This window comes from Neobacillus bataviensis LMG 21833, from assembly GCF_000307875.1.
GTDB classification, from domain to species: Bacteria; Bacillota; Bacilli; order Bacillales; family Cytobacillaceae; genus Neobacillus; species Neobacillus bataviensis.
Genome location: NZ_AJLS01000036.1, coordinates 26,549 through 43,619 on the forward strand (window position 1 = coordinate 26,549; position 17,071 = coordinate 43,619).

A 17,071-nucleotide genomic window follows, 5' to 3' on the forward strand; every position below is an offset into this window, starting at 1 on the left:
ATTGACATCTTTTCTAACACCAAATATAATACAAATATGAATTAACAAAAAGGAGGAGAAATTTGGTGAGTGGAAAGGAAATACGTCGTTCCATGCCGCTGTTTCCCATTGGAACTGTCATGCAGCTTACAGAATTAACAGCAAGGCAAATCCGCTATTACGAAGAACACCAATTGATTTCTCCAGCAAGAACCGAAGGGAACAGACGGCTTTTTAGTTTAATCGATATTGATAGGTTATTAGAAATCAAGGATTTAATTGACCAGGGTGTGAACATGGCAGGAATCAAGCAGCTATTCTTGGTCAAAGAACAACAGTCAAACGCTGCAGAACGACTGAAGGAAAAGGTAAAACGCGATCTTTCGGATGATCAGCTTCGAAAGCTTTTGCGGAATGAATTATTGCACTCAGGCAGACTGAATAAGTCATCGCTCCGGCAGGGTGATATCTCACGTTTTTTTCATTAAAAACTTAAGTTTTTCAAAATTGGAGGGTTTTATTATGACAAAGTATTCAAGAGAAGATATTAAACGGATGGCAACAGAAGAAAATGTAAAATTTATTCGCCTACAATTTACCGATATTCTTGGAACCATTAAAAACGTAGAGATTCCCATCAGCCAATTAGAAAAGGCGCTTGATAACAAAATGATGTTTGATGGCTCATCGATTGAAGGATTCGTTCGGATTGAAGAGTCTGATATGTATTTGTATCCGGATTTAAATACATGGGTTGTCTTCCCATGGACAGCAGAAAAAGGAAAAGTTGCCCGTCTAATTTGTGATATTCATAATTCTGACGGTTCACCATTTGGCGGTGACCCGCGTAATAACTTGAAGCGTGTGTTAAATGAAATGCGCGAAATAGGCTTTACAGATTTCAACCTCGGCCCTGAACCAGAATTCTTCCTGTTTAAACTAGATGAAAAAGGCCAGCCAACATTAGAGTTGAATGACCAAGGGGGATATTTTGACTTTGCACCAACCGATCTTGGTGAAAACTGCCGTCGAGATATCGTGCTAGAGTTAGAAGGAATGGGCTTTGAAGTTGAAGCATCTCACCACGAGGTCGCACCAGGACAGCATGAAATTGACTTTAAATACGCTGATGCTTTAACAGCTTGTGACCAAATCCAAACGTTCAAATTAGTAGTAAAGACAATCGCCCGTAAACACGGGTTGCATGCTACATTTATGCCAAAACCATTATTCGGTGTTAATGGATCCGGAATGCATATGAATCTTTCTTTATTTAAAAATGGAGAAAATGCCTTCTTCGAACCAACTGGTGATTTACAGATGAGTGACAATGCCCGCCATTTTATTGCAGGAATCCTAAAGCACGCACCGAGTTTTACAGCGGTAACCAATCCAACTGTAAACTCTTATAAGCGCCTTGTTCCAGGATATGAGGCACCATGTTATGTTGCTTGGTCTGCACAAAATCGTTCACCATTAATTCGTATCCCAGCTTCACGCGGGTTAAGTACTCGTGTTGAGGTACGAAGTGTTGACCCTGCAGCAAATCCATATTTGGCAATGGCTGTACTTCTAAAAGCAGGCTTAGAAGGAATTAAAAATAAATTAACTCCACCTGAACCGGTAGACCGAAACATTTATGTGATGAGCAAGGAGGAAAGAATTGAAGAGGGGATTATCGATCTTCCTGCTACATTAGCTCAAGCATTGGAACAATTAAAGTCAGATGAAGTGATTGTCTCAGGTCTTGGGGAGCATATCTTCGAACACTTTGTTGAAGCGAAAGAGATTGAATGGGATATGTTCCGTACGGTAGTACACCAATGGGAAAGAGATCAATATATGTCCATGTATTAAGAATAAGCCTCGGCGCTCTAAGCGTCGGGCTTTTTTAGTGTTAGTCTCTGTTTTAACTGAATTTTGATTTCACTGTGTTTGTAAATAAACGGAAAAGTTCCGTATATTTTGAGAAAAACCCCTATTTCCTTAAAAATAAAGGGAGTTTTTCCGTTAATATTATCCAAATCATTGAATTTTATCTTATTTAGAGCAGTTAATCGGAAATTCTCCGCTTATATCTGCCTCTAAGCATCCTCTATACACATTAGCCGGAAATTCTCCGCCTATGATTTCTCATACCTACACGAAAATCAACAATGAATAATAACAGAACCTAGTTTAAAAAAAGAGAGTCGGCACCCCGACTCTCTTAAGCTTAATGAATATGTCGATAAACGCCAATGACTTTACCTAGAATCGAAACATTTCTTAATATTATAGGATCCATGGTAGAATTCTCAGGCTGCAGGCGGATATAATCCTTTTCCTTGAAAAATCGTTTACATGTTGCTTCGTCTTCCTCCGTCATCGCGACAACAATATCACCGTTATTAGCAGTTTGCTGCTGCTTAACAATAACGTAGTCCCCATTAAGAATTCCTGCTTCTATCATACTTTCACCCATGATTTCGAGCATAAAGACATGTTCGTCAGCTGGTGCCATAGTCTCTGGAAGGGGAAAATATTCTTCCACGTTCTCTATTGCCGTAATGGGAAGACCTGCGGTTACTTTCCCAACTACCGGGACATTTACAACCTTGTTTCTAGGAATATGTGCTGCCTCATCTACTTCCAAAATTTCAATTGCCCTAGGTTTAGTAGGATCTCGTCTAATTAATCCCTTACTCTCCAACCTTGCCAAATGTCCGTGAACAGTAGAGCTGGATGCGAGTCCAACTGCTTCACCGATTTCCCTGACCGATGGTGGATACCCCTTACTTCTTACCTCATTCTTAATGAAATCCAGGATATCCTGCTGCCGTTTTGATATTTTTACCATGATAAAATGCACCTCGCCTGGTTAATGTTGTCTTTATTATAGCATGTTCTCCTATTTTATACAAACATAAGTTCGAAATAATAGTTGACAACAAACAGATGTTCGGATTATAATAAAATTATCCAAAAGGGAACATATATTCTTAATAGAGGTGCGGAAAGATGAAAAAGTTATGGTACAAATACTCTTATGCTATTACACTAATCATTTTAAGCTGTTCATTGGCTTTCATCCTATCATTTCAACATCATACGAACGACCGGGATCAATATGTAAAGATCACAATATCTGAAGGGGACTCATTATGGAAAATTTCAAATCAATATTCCGGTCAGCATTCCTTATCAAATGATGACTTCGTAAGCTGGGTGAAGAAGCACAATGAAAATGTCAGCGATCAAATTTTTCCGGGCGAAGAAATCGTCATTCCTGTAAGTAAAAGAACTTCAACGGCACAAACAGAACTAGCAAGTGCCCCTCAAGAATAGAAAGGAAGCTTTATGAAAGCAATTATATACTGCCGTGTTAGTACGAATAAAGACACCCAGGAAACCTCATTAAATCGTCAAGAAGAGGAATTAATCCTACTCGCCAAACAGTGCCAATTTGAAATTGATTCCATTATAAAGGAACAAGCGAGCGGATATGATTTTGAGAGAGAAGGAATACTAGAAGTATTAGAACGTATAAAAGATCCCCAGGTACAAGCATTGTTAATCCAGGACGAAACGCGGCTTGGAAGAGGGAATGCCAAAATAGCCCTTCTGCATTGTATATTGAAAGAAGGGATTAAACTTTATAGTATTTCTCATAATGGAGAATTGGAGTTATCAGAATCAGATTCCATGGTATTGAAAATCGTCAGTATGGTGGAGGAATACCAACGAAAACTTCATAATGTGAAAATTAAACGGGGAATGAAACGTGCGGTACAGCGAGGCTATAAACCGGAAATGAATTTAAAAAATCTTGGGAAAGCCTCTGGTCGAGATAAAATCGAAGTTCCTATTGAACAAATTGTCAGGTTAAGAAAAAATAACTTGACCTTTGCTGATATCGCCGCAACATTAAGAGGTTTTGGGTATAATATTTCTAAAGCAACCGTACATAGAAGATACCAAGAACACATCGAATCACAAGATGAGTAGACCTTTTGCCTTGTCAGGAGGTTCTTTTTTTAGTAAAATCAGTTATCTTAAACAGTTTGAAAGGAAGGTTCTGAAATGCTATCAAAAGAAAAAATGACACGAATAAATGAACTGGCAAGAAAAGCAAAAGCAACGGGATTAACGGAATTAGAGGCAAAAGAACAATCGAAATTGAGAAGTGAGTATTTGGCAACTTTTCGTTCAAATATGCTTGATACATTAACAAATACAAAGTTTATTGATCCGGAAGGCAAGGATGTAACACCTGAAAAGCTGAAAGCAAGAAAAAGAAATACACTACATTAAAATAGGAATACATTTTATTGTTATTCCTTTTTACATATATCTACTCTATAAAAGGTAAAATAAAAAAGTAAAAACTAAATTTTATATTTGTTTAGTAGTTGAATTAATTCCAACTGCACTATAATATAATGGTATGTTAAGTAATTGTAGACAAGAAAGGATGTAATTCATGTTTAATACTATTGATGATTTATCTGTTACCTCAATACGGACTCTAGCTATTGATGCAATCGAAAAGGCAAATTCAGGACACCCAGGAATGCCAATGGGTGCGGCACCAATGACTTATACATTATGGACGCGGATTATGAATCATAACCCAAAAAATCCGCATTGGTTTAACCGTGACCGTTTTGTCTTATCTGCAGGACATGGTTCTGCTTTGCTATACAGCATGCTTCATTTATCTGGTTACAATTTATCTATGGATGATTTGAAACAATTCCGTCAATGGGGAAGTAAAACACCTGGACACCCTGAGTATGGTCATACTGAAGGCGTAGAAGCAACAACAGGTCCACTTGGTCAAGGAATTGCGATGGCTGTCGGAATGGCAATGGCAGAACGCCATGTAGCAAGCGTTTATAACAAAGATAACTATGAACTTGTGAACCATTATACATACAGTATGTGCGGTGATGGGGATTTAATGGAGGGTGTTTCTGGAGAAGCAGCATCACTTGCAGGACATTTGAAATTAGGTCGTTTGGTTGTCCTTTACGATTCCAATGATATTTCACTTGATGGAGACTTAAATAAATCATTCTCTGAAAGTGTGAAAGATCGATTCCAAGCCTACGGCTGGCAGTACCTTCGTGTAGAAGACGGCAATAATCTTGAAGAGATTGCAAACGCACTTGAAGAAGCAAAAAATGATTTAGAACGTCCAACAATGATCGAAGTAAGAACAGTAATCGGCTATGGTTCACCTAACCGTGCTGGAACATCTGGTGTTCACGGTGCTCCACTTGGTGCCGATGAGTTAAAGCTTACAAAAGAAGCTTATAAATGGACATTTGAGGAAGATTTCCATGTACCACAGGAAGTTTATGATAACTTCCAAAAACTCATTGTCGAAAATGGTGAGAAGAAGGAAAAAGAGTGGAATGACCTTTTTGCACAGTATAAGAAAGAATACCCAGAGTTAGCAACACAGCTAGAACAAGCCTTAAATAATGAACTTCCAGAAGGCTGGGACAAAGATGTACCAGTTTATCCTGAAGGAAAGAGCCTTGCAAGCCGTGCCTCTTCTGCTGAAGCATTAAACGGAATTGCGAAAAACCTTCCTATTTTCATCGGTGGTTCTGCTGACCTTGCTGGATCAAATAAAACGACGATTAAAGGTACAAAAGACTATATGCCTGGTTCTTACGAAGGTCGTAATTTTTGGTTTGGTGTCCGTGAATTTGCAATGGGTGCCGCAATGAACGGGATTGCTCTTCATGGCGGTGTCAAAGTATTTGGCGGAACATTCTTCGTTTTCTCTGATTACTTACGTCCGGCTATTCGTTTAGCAGCGCTAATGGGATTACCGGTTACCTATGTATTCACGCATGATAGTATTGCAGTTGGCGAAGACGGCCCGACACATGAGCCAATCGAACAGCTTGCCGCATTACGTGCTATGCCGGGATTATCCATCATTCGCCCTGCGGACGGTAATGAAACAGCCGCTGCCTGGAAGCTTGCGGTTGAATCAACAAATAAACCAACAGCACTTATATTGACCCGTCAAGATCTCCCGACATTAAAAGGAACCGATACAAATGCGTATGAAGGTGTTTCTAAAGGAGCATATGTTGTTTCTCCTTCTGAAAGAGCCACTCCAGATGCATTACTATTGGCAACTGGGTCAGAAGTAAGCCTTGCTGTTGAAGCACAAAAAGTCCTTGCTGGCGAAGGTGTTCACGTTTCAGTTGTCAGCATGCCTTCATGGGATCGCTTCGAGCAGCAATCCCAAGATTACAAAGATTCTGTGCTGCCAAAGAATGTAAAAAAACGTCTTGGTTTAGAAGTAGGGGCTTCATTCGGCTGGCACAAATACACCGGTGACGAAGGTGATGTGTTAGCGATTGATAAGTTCGGAGCTTCAGCACCTGGTGAAAAAATCATGGAAGAATACGGATTTTCAGTTAATAATGTAGTTGCTCGTGTGAAGGCACTATTAGAAAAATAAGAATATATGAGCAGAGAACGGGTTTTCCGTTCTCTTTTTTGTTGTTTATTTTTATGTATGCTCACTTTTAAATGTGACTGCCTTGCCGGAAAACAGCTCGCAGGTTAATGGGAAAATACAAATCGACAAAAATAGTGAAAGTTTTTGCCGCCGTAAGACAAAAGTTTTGCTTGTATTTTTTTATAATAGATAAAAGGGGTTTCAACGAAGGAGAGAACAGTGGTGAGAAAATATCAGCTATATTTAATAGAAGATGAATTTGCCGCCCATTACTTCGGAAGAGAGCGATTATTTTTTCAGCTTTTTCAGGAACATCAAACAGCCGTCGGCGAGCTTAAATTTATAACGCAAAAACAAATTTCTTATATAACGAAAAGAGTAGAAGTCCTAAAAATCCACCAACTTATTCAAAAACAACTTGGGAAAATTAAGGGATTCAGTGCGGATCATGGTGCATATACGATTTACTTAAGCGGAAAACTAAGTACAGCAAGGGTAGAGGTGTTTCAAGATTTAATTTTAGTTGAGGCAGAGGGCAGCTATGAGGCAGAAACGGCGTTTTTTGAAGTGCTTCGAAAATGCGAATCTTCCTTCTTAGCCATTGATCTTGAACACGAGCGCTACGGCTGGTTAAAACCGATTAAAGAAAGAAAATTTATCTAATTGCAATGAGATATTGTCTTATCCCGTTTTATTTAGTACACTGTATGGTAGACAACATGAAGGAGGAAGTTGAATGGGTTATTACATTCTAGTTGGTATACTAGCATTAGCAGCTGGTGTAGCACTAGGATTTTTCATTGCTCGTAAATATATGATGAGCTACTTAAAGAAAAATCCGCCAATCAATGAACAAATGTTAAAGATGATGATGATGCAAATGGGCATGAAACCGTCGCAGAAGAAAATAAATCAAATGATGCAAGCCATGAACAAGCAGCAATCTAAATAAAGCGGACAAGCACTCATATAAAATGGGTGCTTTTTTCATGTGAATAAGCCAATCAGCGGATAAGCCTTTTTATCGGTGGATAACTCAGCCCAATCAGCGGATGGGCCTTTCCAATCGGTGAATATCTCACTTCAATCAGCGGATAACGCTCCCCATTCAGCGAATACTGTACCACCAATTTCTAAATCTTTATTATTTTATAAAAATTTGATAAAATATAACTTCGATAAGCTAAATATATGTGGGTCTTAGCAATTGAGGGGGTATTTATGAAGGTTTTTTTAGAATTAGGCTGGTTTTTTAAACAGGAGAAAAAAGCGTACATATCAGGAATTTTAATTTTATTACTAGTCGCATTTCTACAATTAGTTCCTCCTAAAGTAATTGGTATAATTGCCGACCATATTTACAATGGAACGATCACAAAAGGGATGTTAATTGAATGGATGCTTGTATTGATTGTGGTTGGACTCGCAATGTATGGGCTTAGATATTATTGGCGAATTATGATTTTTGGTTCATCCGTTAAACTTAGTAAGATTTTAAGAAATCGTTTATTTCAGCATTTTACCAATATGTCACCATCCTTTTATCAAAAAAGCCGGGTCGGCGACTTGATGGCACATGCAACAAATGACCTGGCTGCAATTCAACAAACAGCTGGAGCAGGGGTGTTAACTCTCGTTGACTCCCTATCGACAGGCGGATTTGTTATCCTCGCGATGGCATTTACGATCAGTTGGAAGTTAACCCTCATTTGTTTGATTCCGATGCCATTTATGGCATTGTTGACAAATTGGTTTGGCACCATGCTGCACAAAAGCTTTTATAAGGCACAAGAGGCGTTCTCATCACTAAATGATAAAACCCAGGAAAGCATTACCGGAATTAAAGTGATCAAAACATTTGGACAGGAAAAGGAAGATATTGAGGATTTTCGCAAGCAGTCGGCAGATGTCGTTCAAAAGAATATGGTCGTGGCGAAAATAGACTCCCTCTATGATCCTACTATTTCAATCATTACCGGTATATCCTTTTTTTTATCAATCGCCTTTGGTGCAAAATACGTCCTTAATGGCGAGTTAACGATTGGGGAATTAATTTCTTTTACCACCTATTTAGGCCTATTAATTTGGCCGATGCTGGCGTTTGGCTGGCTGTTTAATATTGTTGAACGAGGTCGTGCCTCCTATGACCGTGTTGCCAAACTTCTAAACGAAAAAATAGAAATAATGGATGATAAGAATGCATTAAATATTGTACCATGTGGGGATATCCACTATAGGATTGCGGAATTTACCTATCCGGGTGAAGAAAGACCCATCTTAACAGATATTTCGTTCTCTCTTAACCAAGGGGATACGCTCGGTATCGTTGGTAAAACCGGTTCTGGAAAAACAACGCTGTTGAAGCTGCTTATTCGAGAGTTTGAAGGCTATACTGGTCACATATTATTTGGTGGAAAAAAATTGCAAGAGTATAAGCTGGTAAATTTACGTGAAGCAATTGGCTATGTACCACAGGATCATTTTTTGTTTTCAGCTACTGTCGCCGAAAATATTGCCTTTACAGATCCAACTACCTCGATACAAAATGTTGAATTGGCTGCGAAACTAGCCAATATTCACGACGATATCCTCCAATTTACCGAAGGATACCAAACCGTTGTTGGCGAACGAGGGGTATCGTTATCAGGCGGACAAAAACAAAGAATATCAATTGCTCGTGCTCTATTAATGAATCCGGAAGTATTAGTATTAGATGATTCATTATCAGCTGTTGATGCCAAAACGGAGGAGTCAATCCTTTCATCCTTAAGGGAGAATCGCACGGGAAAAACAACCATCATTACTTCGCATCGATTAAGTGCCATTCAGCATGCCAATCACATTATTGTCCTGGAAGATGGGAAGGTCATAGAAAGAGGTACACACGAGGAACTGATGGAATTAGGCGGATGGTATAAAGAAATGTATCTGCACCAACAGCTAGAAGAACTGGTCGAGCATGGGGGACAATAATATGGTAGAGAAATTAAAGCTGTCGGATCGTGAACAAAGAAAGGTTTTATTCCGCCTTCTTTCCTATACAAAGCCGCATAAAAAAATAATTAGCTTCGCCTTTGTCCTACTGATTTTAACAACAATTGGTGACATTGTTCTGCCAATTTTAGTGAAAATCTTTATTGATAATTACTTAACACCGGGAAAGCTTGAGTATCAGCCATTATTGATTCTTGGATCAGTATATATGGGAATTCAAGTGGTAAAAGCAATCCTGATGTTTTTCCAGTTTGTGAAATTTCAAGAGATTGCCTTATATATTATCCAACAGCTGCGGATTGATGTTTTTTCAAAGGTACAATCGCTGGGTTTGAGGTATTTCGATAAGACACCTGCGGGTAGCGTTGTGTCACGGGTAACGAATGACACGGAAGCAATAAAGGATATGTTTGTTACTGTTATTGCGACCTTTATCCAAAGTGGATTTTTACTGACGGGTATCTTTATTGCCATGTTCATTTTAAATGTGAAGCTGGCGTTGTTCTGTGTGATTATTATCCCACTGTTATTATTTGTCATGAATTTGTATCGTAAATTAAGCTCGCGATTCTATCTGGATATGCGTGAAAGACTAAGCCAGCTGAATGCAAAGTTAAGTGAATCTTTGTCCGGTATGTCGATCATTCAAGTATTTCGCCAGGAAAAACGCCTGCGTAAAGAATTTGGTGACATTAATGAACAGCACTTCAATGCAGGGATGAAAAATATTAAAATTGATGGGCTGCTTTTAAGACCAGCCATTGATTTGATTTATACGTTTGCGCTGATTATTGTCCTCAGCTATTTTGGGATCACCTCCTTCGGGCATAGTGTCGAAATTGGGGTCATCTATGCGTTTATCAATTATTTAGATCGTTTTTTTGAACCTGTAAACCAAATGATGATGCGGTTGTCCCTATACCAGCAGGCGATTGTTGCCGGCTCCAGGGTATTTAAATTACTTGATGAAAAGGAATTGGCACCTGCACAAAAAGAAGAGAAAACGAGTTTAATTGAAAAGGGAAAAATTGAATTCAGAAATCTTAGTTTTTCCTATGATGGGAAACGGGATGTACTTAAAAATATTTCCTTCACCGCGAATCCTGGAGAGACGGTCGCCCTTGTCGGCCACACAGGAAGTGGCAAAAGTTCAATCATTAATCTGATGATGCGGTTTTACGAATACGAACGTGGGGAAATTTTGATTGATGGTGAATCTATTCGCAATTTTACTATGCCTGAGCTTAGGGAGAAAATGGGGCTAGTCCTGCAAGATCCATTTTTGTTTTACGGTACAGTGAAAGATAATATTCGGCTTCATAATGTATGCATGAGTGATACGCAGGTAGAAGAAGCAGCAAAGTTTGTTCAAGCCCATTTATTTATCGATAAGCTGGAGGGAAGATTTGATCATAAAGTGGTTGAGAGAGGAGCCACTTTATCTAGTGGTCAACGGCAATTGATTGCCTTTGCGAGAACGATTGCAGCCAATCCCAAAATATTGGTTTTAGATGAAGCGACTGCTAATATTGATACAGAAACGGAAGAAGCGATTCAAACGGCACTGGCGAAGATGCGAAAAGGCCGGACTACGATAGCAATTGCCCATCGACTATCAACGATCCAAGATGCAGATCTTATACTTGTTCTTCATCAAGGTGAGATTATAGAGAGAGGAACCCATCAAGAACTACTTGCACAAGAAGGTTTATATCACAAGATGTTCCTTTTGCAAAATGGAGCGGTGGAACGGGTAGAGGATGCGGTTAATTAATAGAAAAAAGCCTGGCTTAAATGGCCGGGCTTTACCTTTCTCTTGTTCGCGTAAGAAGTTAACAAGCTGATGATGAAACTTTTTTTATATATATTCTATTATATTCATTTATAAGATTATCAAGTTCCTGACTATAGCGAATTGCAACGGAGGAAGTAAAGCCGTTGGTGATGGCGACTTGAATTAATTCAGCTCGCTTTTTTTCGATTAATGCAACTAATTCTTGTTTGATCACGGCCGATAATCCTTTCCGGAGTAACTCCTAAATTTGGGAGAAATAGGTTAAAAGCTAGAAAAAATGCACTGTTTTACTAGTATAACCTATGATGTAAATAATTTCAAAGAGATTTGTCAAAGAATATCCAAAAATAAAAAGATGGGAATTCGAAAAAACGAATTTTAATTAAAGTGTGAATGAAGGTGACACAAAATATTCATGTTAACCATTATCTTTTAGTCAAAAGTTTTGTTAGAATGGAGAGGTATCGACTATAGTGGGAGTGTTAATATGTCTGATGTAAATATATTCATGGCACTTGGTGCAGGTTTTTTAAGCTTTATCTCACCATGTTGTTTACCTCTTTATCCAGCGTTTTTATCGTACATTACAGGAATGTCTGTCGGTGAATTAAAGAGCGAAAATGCCATGCTGCAAAAACGAAGTCTGTTACATACCTTATTTTTCTTAATCGGCTTCTCCATCATTTTTGTAGCGATTGGCTTTGGAACAACATTTATTGGAAGCTTTTTTCGCGAGTACAAAGATTTAATTCGTCAACTTGGGGCCATTTTTATTATTTTATTTGGTTTGATGATTGTCGGCATCTTTAAGCCAGAGTTTTTAATGAAGGATCGTAAATTTGAATTTAAAAACCGTCCATCAGGTTATATAGGCTCAATTTTAATTGGTATGGCTTTTGCTGCAGGGTGGACACCATGTACGGGTCCTATTCTTGGATTTGTCATCACGCTTGCCGGGCAGAATCCTAGCTCCGGCGTTCTATACATGGTTGCCTATTCTCTCGGTTTTGCAATTCCATTCTTTATTTTATCGTTCTTTGTTGGCCGAATGAACTGGATAAAAAAACACAGTGTGAAGATTATGAAAGTTGGCGGCTACATTATGATTGTCATGGGATTTGTTCTTTTCTTTGACTGGATGACAAAGATCATTACAATCTTTTCCGGACTGTTTGGCGATTTTACTGGATTTTAATTTCTTTTCCTTGCTTTATTTTGCTGTTAAAAATCAAATATATGTAAATATAGTAGTCTTTAAGAGTATTTCACTATTTCCTTCTTTTGTATTGATTACCTTTGCATTTCAATATTGGGAACATAAATACAATGAAAAATTGATAGCAAAATTTATCAATTGAGATATAATGGGTAAGAAAATAATTTAATAAGGGAAGAATGGATCCAATGAATTACGTTGTTATTTCTTCAATCGGAGCAGTTTTTATGGGGTTCTTTGTGCTGTTTGTTCGGATGAAGGCAGCAAAGAAACCGACAAATGTGAAAAAGATTATCATGCCGCCTATTTTTATGTCCAGTGGGGCACTCATGTATTTTGTACCGGAATTTAGACTTACCACAATGAAAATCTTAGAGGCAATGATTGTCGGTATGTTATTTTCCATCTTACTAATCAAAACCTCAAAGTTTGAAATTCGTGACAATGATATTTATTTAAAGCGTTCTAAGGCGTTTATATTTATTTTAGTCGGCTTGTTAGTTGTTCGGCTGGTTTTAAAAACAATCCTAAGCAGCACGATTGATATCGGGCAATTAAGCGGGATGTTCTTCCTGCTTGCGTTTAGTATGATTGTGCCGTGGCGCGTGGCTATGTATCGATCATATATGAAGCTATATAAAGAATTACATGGGATTAAAATGATTTAAGTAAACCGACGCTGATTCTCTTGGGAATCAGCGTTTTTATTTTTGAAAAAAGAAAAACCGTTCACGGTGAACGGTCTAGAATAAATGCTCATAGGGAGCAACATCTATTTGATTTTGAAAAAGTTTTTTTCGCAAAAATTTATGATCTCGTTTAGGTGTCGCTTGAATATACCCGCGAATCACCAGTTCTTGAGTGATTTTAGGGGCATTTTCTCGAATGGCAAGTTCGCCAATTTTTCCGGCTATTTTATGTCGGGCAACATCGCGGAACAGCTCGGGAACGGGGCTAACCAAATCCTCTAGAAGAGCCTTTTCCTCGTCATTCCACAAATGACGCGATTGATTTACATAGTGCTCTTCCCAATCCATCACCGACTTGCCGTCTTCTTTCGGCATCTTCTTTAAAAACTTGCGGAACATAAAAAATCCGCCAATTCCAAACGAGCCTACTAAAAAAACCACCCAAAAAAGGATAAACCACAAAAACCAACCTTGAAGCATATATTTTTCACCTTCAAAAAACAATATTATTCCTTATTATAGACTGTTGGGCAGGAAAATGACAAGTGTTCGCCATTCTTCCTGAGATAAGTCATAGTGTACAGACCTTAAACGAAAATAGTGAAAAATGAAAACCTTGTCGAAAAAATGACAAATCCACTGATTCTATTGATTAATACTATATTCCATTGTAATATGATTACAAATGATAGATAGGGAAATGACTGTGTAATTTTTGTCATTACACCATGATAATACAATGTTCTATGGGGCTGATTGGGGTGCTGGTGCCCTCCACAGTCTTCAAAACTGCTTGAGACCTGCGTGCCAGGTCTGGTGGGTTCGATTCCCACGCAGTCCCGCCAATTTTGTTGCTACTAATACAATTAAACCGCACTGTGAATTTTTCACTTGTGCGGTTTTTACCATTTAATGAATAAATTTGCTTTTTGACTTGTGGAACTTTTTTGTGGAACAGGATTTTTCGGGTAGTGCCAGTGTTAACTAGGGTGGTCGGCACACTCCCAAACTGAAATGGGGTGATGCCGGGTGACAGTTTTTGAATCTCTAATGTTTGCGATAGGTTTTGCTGGCTTAATCGTAACCATGCTGTCATTTAGCCGAAAAAAATAGTCCTCCCTTGAGTTAATGGCGCTCAGGTGGATTATCCCGCCAATAAACCGACCTCCATTGCGGGAACCGTTTATTGCTGACCGGACAATTTACCGCATGTTCGGTCTTTTTAATTATTCAATGTATATTCATGTTATAACTGAAATTTATAAAAGTAGAAATAAATTGCTGCCTACAACTCTTTAATAAAATTTCTTGTTTTATTTTTATGTCAAGGGCATTCATTTGTTAAAGTCATCAAAAATCATTAAACAAGGATTGTTATAGTATTTTTTATTTAATCTATGCTTTATACAATAGGTAACTTAACGGGCATTGCATTATCAAACGTAAGAGGCTATGAACTTAAAGCTAAGGGCTATTTTTTTATTTTATAAAAACAAATATCAGCATCAATATCATTTTGAGCGGAAAGCTAGAAACCCACTAGAACAATAACAAAATTAAATACTCAGCTAGAATTTATAGAATAGGTTTTCCATAAGGACCAGAAATTTATCTTCGCTATTCCATTTCTCGGAACTTTGCCCAACCCATAGTATGCATTCATTTTTGCACTATAACCCATATAATCTTTTAAAAATGATTGCCTGATCTTTAATCTCTTTTTTAAACTCCTTACTTGCAATTGATTGGTTAGTTTTTAATTGGATTAAACTATAAGATACCTCATTCATACCCGCATCTGTAATTTCTAATGGAATAATCTGACCTGAAGAGACATAAGGGTCAATTTTTAAAGAGGCTTCCGTGTAAAATCCGGTCGCAATTCCATGCGTTATTATATTTTTTGCTCCTTCCAAATTACTTGATTTGAATAGATAATTTGGTTGTCCGTATTTATTTAAAAAGTTAATGAGCGCTTTCGAAGTGCAAATAACAGGATTTTGGAATATTTCATTTAAAGAAATACTAGTTTTATTTGCAAATGGTGAATGCTTGCCAACGCACGCCATTATTTTGTTTTTAAATATTTTTTCGTATAACAAATACTTGTTAGATTCTCCATAATTAGAGAACTCCGCCAAAATACCTATGTCTACCTTCTCGTCCATTACATGTTTGATAATTTTTGGAGAATCTCCTTCCATAATTTCAAGTTCAATACTAGGATACTTTTTTTTAAATGAAATCAATGCTTTTGGCAAAATACTTTGACATATTGATGGGGCTGAAGCGATTGACAATCGTCCCGCGATTAGAGACTGTTGAAGATTTGCTGTTTCTATTAGTTCATTCATTTTGTTTAAAACCTCCTGCGCCTTGATAACAATTTCTTTTCCATGTTCTGTAAGGTGGGTCCCGATTTTGGACCGTTTAAATATCTTTATCCCCAACTCTTCTTCAAGTGAAGAAATGGCTTGACTTAAGCTAGGCTGAGAAATTTTGAGACTCTCAGCTGCCAATGTGATTGAGCCAGTTTTTGCAATCTCAACAGTATATTCAAGCTGTTCAATACGCATTATAATCACCATCCATAGGTTTTGCCTATATTAATATAAAAATAGGATATTATACATTGTAACATTCTGTATGTTTTAATAATACTAAATATTGAAAAAATTAAATTGGAGGACGCTCGCATGCCCTATGATTTTGATAAAGTTACCAATCGATTTAGCACAGCCTCTGCAAAATGGGATGAAGTAGGAAATTTGTTTGGGGAGGATGATTTACTACCTATGTGGGTGGCGGATATGGATTTTGTATCACCTGATCCCGTCATTGCAGCAATCAAACAGAGAGCTGGGCATGGTATTTTTGGCTATACGACCATACCGGGGTCATACTATGAAGCGGTTATTGAATGGATGAAGATTAGGCATAACTGGTGCATTAAAAAGGAGTGGATCTGCTATAGCCCAGGTATAGTTCCTGCATTAAGTTATATTGTTCAATCCTTTACACATCCCGGAGATAAAGTCGTGATTCAATCGCCCGTTTACTATCCATTTTCAAATGTTGTTACCGATAACGGGCGAGAAGTCGTTCATAATCCGCTTACATTCGAAGATGGCCGATATTCAATGGATTTCGATGATTTGCGGAGGAAATTAGAACCAGACGTCAAGTTGTTAATTCTTTGCAGTCCACATAACCCCTCAGGAAGAATTTGGACAAAGGAAGAGCTTACGGAACTGGGAAATATCTGCATAGAGCACAATATAATAGTCGTTTCCGATGAAATTCACTGTGACCTCATTTTAAACGGGAAAACACATACGCCATTTGCTGCTATTTCCGACCAATTTGCTCAGAACACGATTGTTTGTACCGCCCCTAGCAAAACATTTAATTTAGCGGGTTTACAAACATCTAACGTCATTATACCAAATACTAAACTGAGAGAAACTTTCCAAATGACTATGAACAAACTTGCCTTGCGTCGACCAAACACCTTTGGAATTGTAGCCACTGAAAGCGCTTACCGTTACGGCCAAGATTGGTTAGATCAGCTTCTGGATTATTTGCAGAGAAATTTGGAGTTTCTAACTGAGTATATCGAAGAAAATATTAAGGGTATCAAGGTGATTAAACCGGAAGCATCTTATCTTGTTTGGCTGGACTGTCGTGAACTTGGTCTAAGTAACGAAGAGCTTCAGCAATTTATGCTGAAGCAGGCAAAGGTAGCTTTTAACCAAGGTTTCACATATGGCCCTGGAGGGGAAGGTTTCATCCGGATGAATATTGGCTGTCCTAGGTCTTTAGTGGAGAAAGGACTAAGAAGAATGAATAATGCATTACAAAAGCTGAATTGTATAACGAAATAAGAATAAAATCAAAAAGACCTGCGAAAAATTAAACTTACAATCTAC

At 38.0% G+C, this 17,071-nt stretch carries 17 protein-coding genes and 1 tRNA gene; 14 read left to right on the forward strand and 4 right to left on the reverse strand.

The genetic code is table 11. The annotated features are described in order from the left end of the window. Positions 1-65 precede the first annotated feature (65 nt). Positions 66-467: a MerR family transcriptional regulator gene (locus tag BABA_RS04170; RefSeq protein WP_007083883.1), complete on the forward strand. Its 402-nt coding sequence runs from the start codon at positions 66-68 to the stop codon at positions 465-467. A 34-nt stretch (positions 468-501) separates the two neighbouring features. Then, positions 502-1,836: a type I glutamate--ammonia ligase gene (gene glnA / locus BABA_RS04175; protein WP_007083884.1), complete on the forward strand. Its 1,335-nt coding sequence runs from the start codon at positions 502-504 to the stop codon at positions 1,834-1,836. Between the two features lie 358 nt (positions 1,837-2,194). Here glnA and lexA read toward each other — a convergent pair whose 3' ends face one another. Further along, positions 2,195-2,818, reverse strand: a complete 624-nt coding sequence (gene lexA / locus BABA_RS04180) for a transcriptional repressor LexA (protein ID WP_007083885.1) — start codon at positions 2,816-2,818, stop codon at positions 2,195-2,197. Between the two features lie 161 nt (positions 2,819-2,979). Between lexA and yneA the strand changes: the two genes are divergently transcribed. The 8 genes from yneA (at position 2,980) to BABA_RS04220 (ending at position 11,216) form a co-directional block, all read left to right on the forward strand. After that, positions 2,980-3,306: a cell division suppressor protein YneA gene (gene yneA / locus BABA_RS04185; protein ID WP_007083886.1), complete on the forward strand. Its 327-nt coding sequence runs from the start codon at positions 2,980-2,982 to the stop codon at positions 3,304-3,306. 12 nt (positions 3,307-3,318) lie between these two features. Then, positions 3,319-3,966, forward strand: a complete 648-nt coding sequence (locus tag BABA_RS04190; RefSeq protein ID WP_007083887.1) for a YneB family resolvase-like protein — start codon at positions 3,319-3,321, stop codon at positions 3,964-3,966. A gap of 75 nt (positions 3,967-4,041) precedes the next feature. Continuing rightward, on the forward strand, positions 4,042-4,272 hold the full coding sequence (locus BABA_RS04195) for a DUF896 domain-containing protein (RefSeq protein WP_007083888.1): 231 nt from the start codon (positions 4,042-4,044) through the stop codon (positions 4,270-4,272). Between the two features lie 169 nt (positions 4,273-4,441). Beyond that, on the forward strand, positions 4,442-6,448 hold the full coding sequence (gene tkt, locus BABA_RS04200) for a transketolase (protein ID WP_007083889.1): 2,007 nt from the start codon (positions 4,442-4,444) through the stop codon (positions 6,446-6,448). A 222-nt stretch (positions 6,449-6,670) separates the two neighbouring features. Continuing rightward, positions 6,671-7,111, forward strand: coding sequence for a sporulation inhibitor of replication protein SirA (sirA, locus tag BABA_RS04205; protein WP_007083890.1), 441 nt, complete (start codon positions 6,671-6,673; stop codon positions 7,109-7,111). A gap of 73 nt (positions 7,112-7,184) precedes the next feature. Then, positions 7,185-7,400 carry a YneF family protein gene (locus tag BABA_RS04210; protein ID WP_007083891.1) on the forward strand — a complete coding sequence of 72 codons (216 nt, stop codon included), beginning with the start codon at positions 7,185-7,187 and terminating at the stop codon, positions 7,398-7,400. A 269-nt stretch (positions 7,401-7,669) separates the two neighbouring features. After that, positions 7,670-9,421: an ABC transporter transmembrane domain-containing protein gene (locus tag BABA_RS04215; protein WP_007083892.1), complete on the forward strand. Its 1,752-nt coding sequence runs from the start codon at positions 7,670-7,672 to the stop codon at positions 9,419-9,421. 1 nt (position 9,422) lies between these two features. Next, positions 9,423-11,216: an ABC transporter ATP-binding protein gene (locus BABA_RS04220; protein WP_007083893.1), complete on the forward strand. Its 1,794-nt coding sequence runs from the start codon at positions 9,423-9,425 to the stop codon at positions 11,214-11,216. Positions 11,217-11,274: 58 nt separating this feature from the next. Here BABA_RS04220 and BABA_RS04225 read toward each other — a convergent pair whose 3' ends face one another. Then, the gene (locus BABA_RS04225) at positions 11,275-11,451 is read right to left on the reverse strand and encodes an aspartyl-phosphate phosphatase Spo0E family protein (RefSeq protein WP_007083894.1); all 177 of its coding nucleotides are present in this window, start codon (positions 11,449-11,451) and stop codon (positions 11,275-11,277) included. 273 nt (positions 11,452-11,724) lie between these two features. Here BABA_RS04225 and BABA_RS04230 point away from each other — a divergent pair, with 273 nt between their 5' ends. Both BABA_RS04230 and BABA_RS04235 read left to right on the forward strand, forming a co-directional pair. Continuing rightward, positions 11,725-12,432, forward strand: coding sequence for a cytochrome c biogenesis CcdA family protein (locus tag BABA_RS04230; protein ID WP_007083895.1), 708 nt, complete (start codon positions 11,725-11,727; stop codon positions 12,430-12,432). 209 nt (positions 12,433-12,641) lie between these two features. Then, positions 12,642-13,121, forward strand: coding sequence for a CcdC family protein (locus BABA_RS04235; RefSeq protein WP_007083896.1), 480 nt, complete (start codon positions 12,642-12,644; stop codon positions 13,119-13,121). 75 nt (positions 13,122-13,196) lie between these two features. On the opposite strand, the gene BABA_RS04240 is transcribed toward BABA_RS04235, so the two are convergent. Further along, positions 13,197-13,622, reverse strand: coding sequence for a DUF2621 domain-containing protein (locus tag BABA_RS04240; RefSeq protein WP_007083897.1), 426 nt, complete (start codon positions 13,620-13,622; stop codon positions 13,197-13,199). Positions 13,623-13,890: 268 nt separating this feature from the next. Here BABA_RS04240 and BABA_RS27155 point away from each other — a divergent pair. Then, positions 13,891-13,987 (forward strand) — tRNA-Sec (locus BABA_RS27155). Positions 13,988-14,812: 825 nt separating this feature from the next. On the opposite strand, the gene BABA_RS04250 is transcribed toward BABA_RS27155, so the two are convergent. Beyond that, the gene (locus BABA_RS04250; protein WP_007083899.1) at positions 14,813-15,718 is read right to left on the reverse strand and encodes a LysR family transcriptional regulator; all 906 of its coding nucleotides are present in this window, start codon (positions 15,716-15,718) and stop codon (positions 14,813-14,815) included. Positions 15,719-15,838: 120 nt separating this feature from the next. On the opposite strand from BABA_RS04250, the gene BABA_RS04255 reads away from it, so the two are divergent. Continuing rightward, complete coding sequence (locus BABA_RS04255; RefSeq protein ID WP_007083900.1) at positions 15,839-17,026, forward strand: MalY/PatB family protein; 1,188 nt, start codon at positions 15,839-15,841, stop codon at positions 17,024-17,026. Positions 17,027-17,071: the final 45 nt, after the last annotated feature.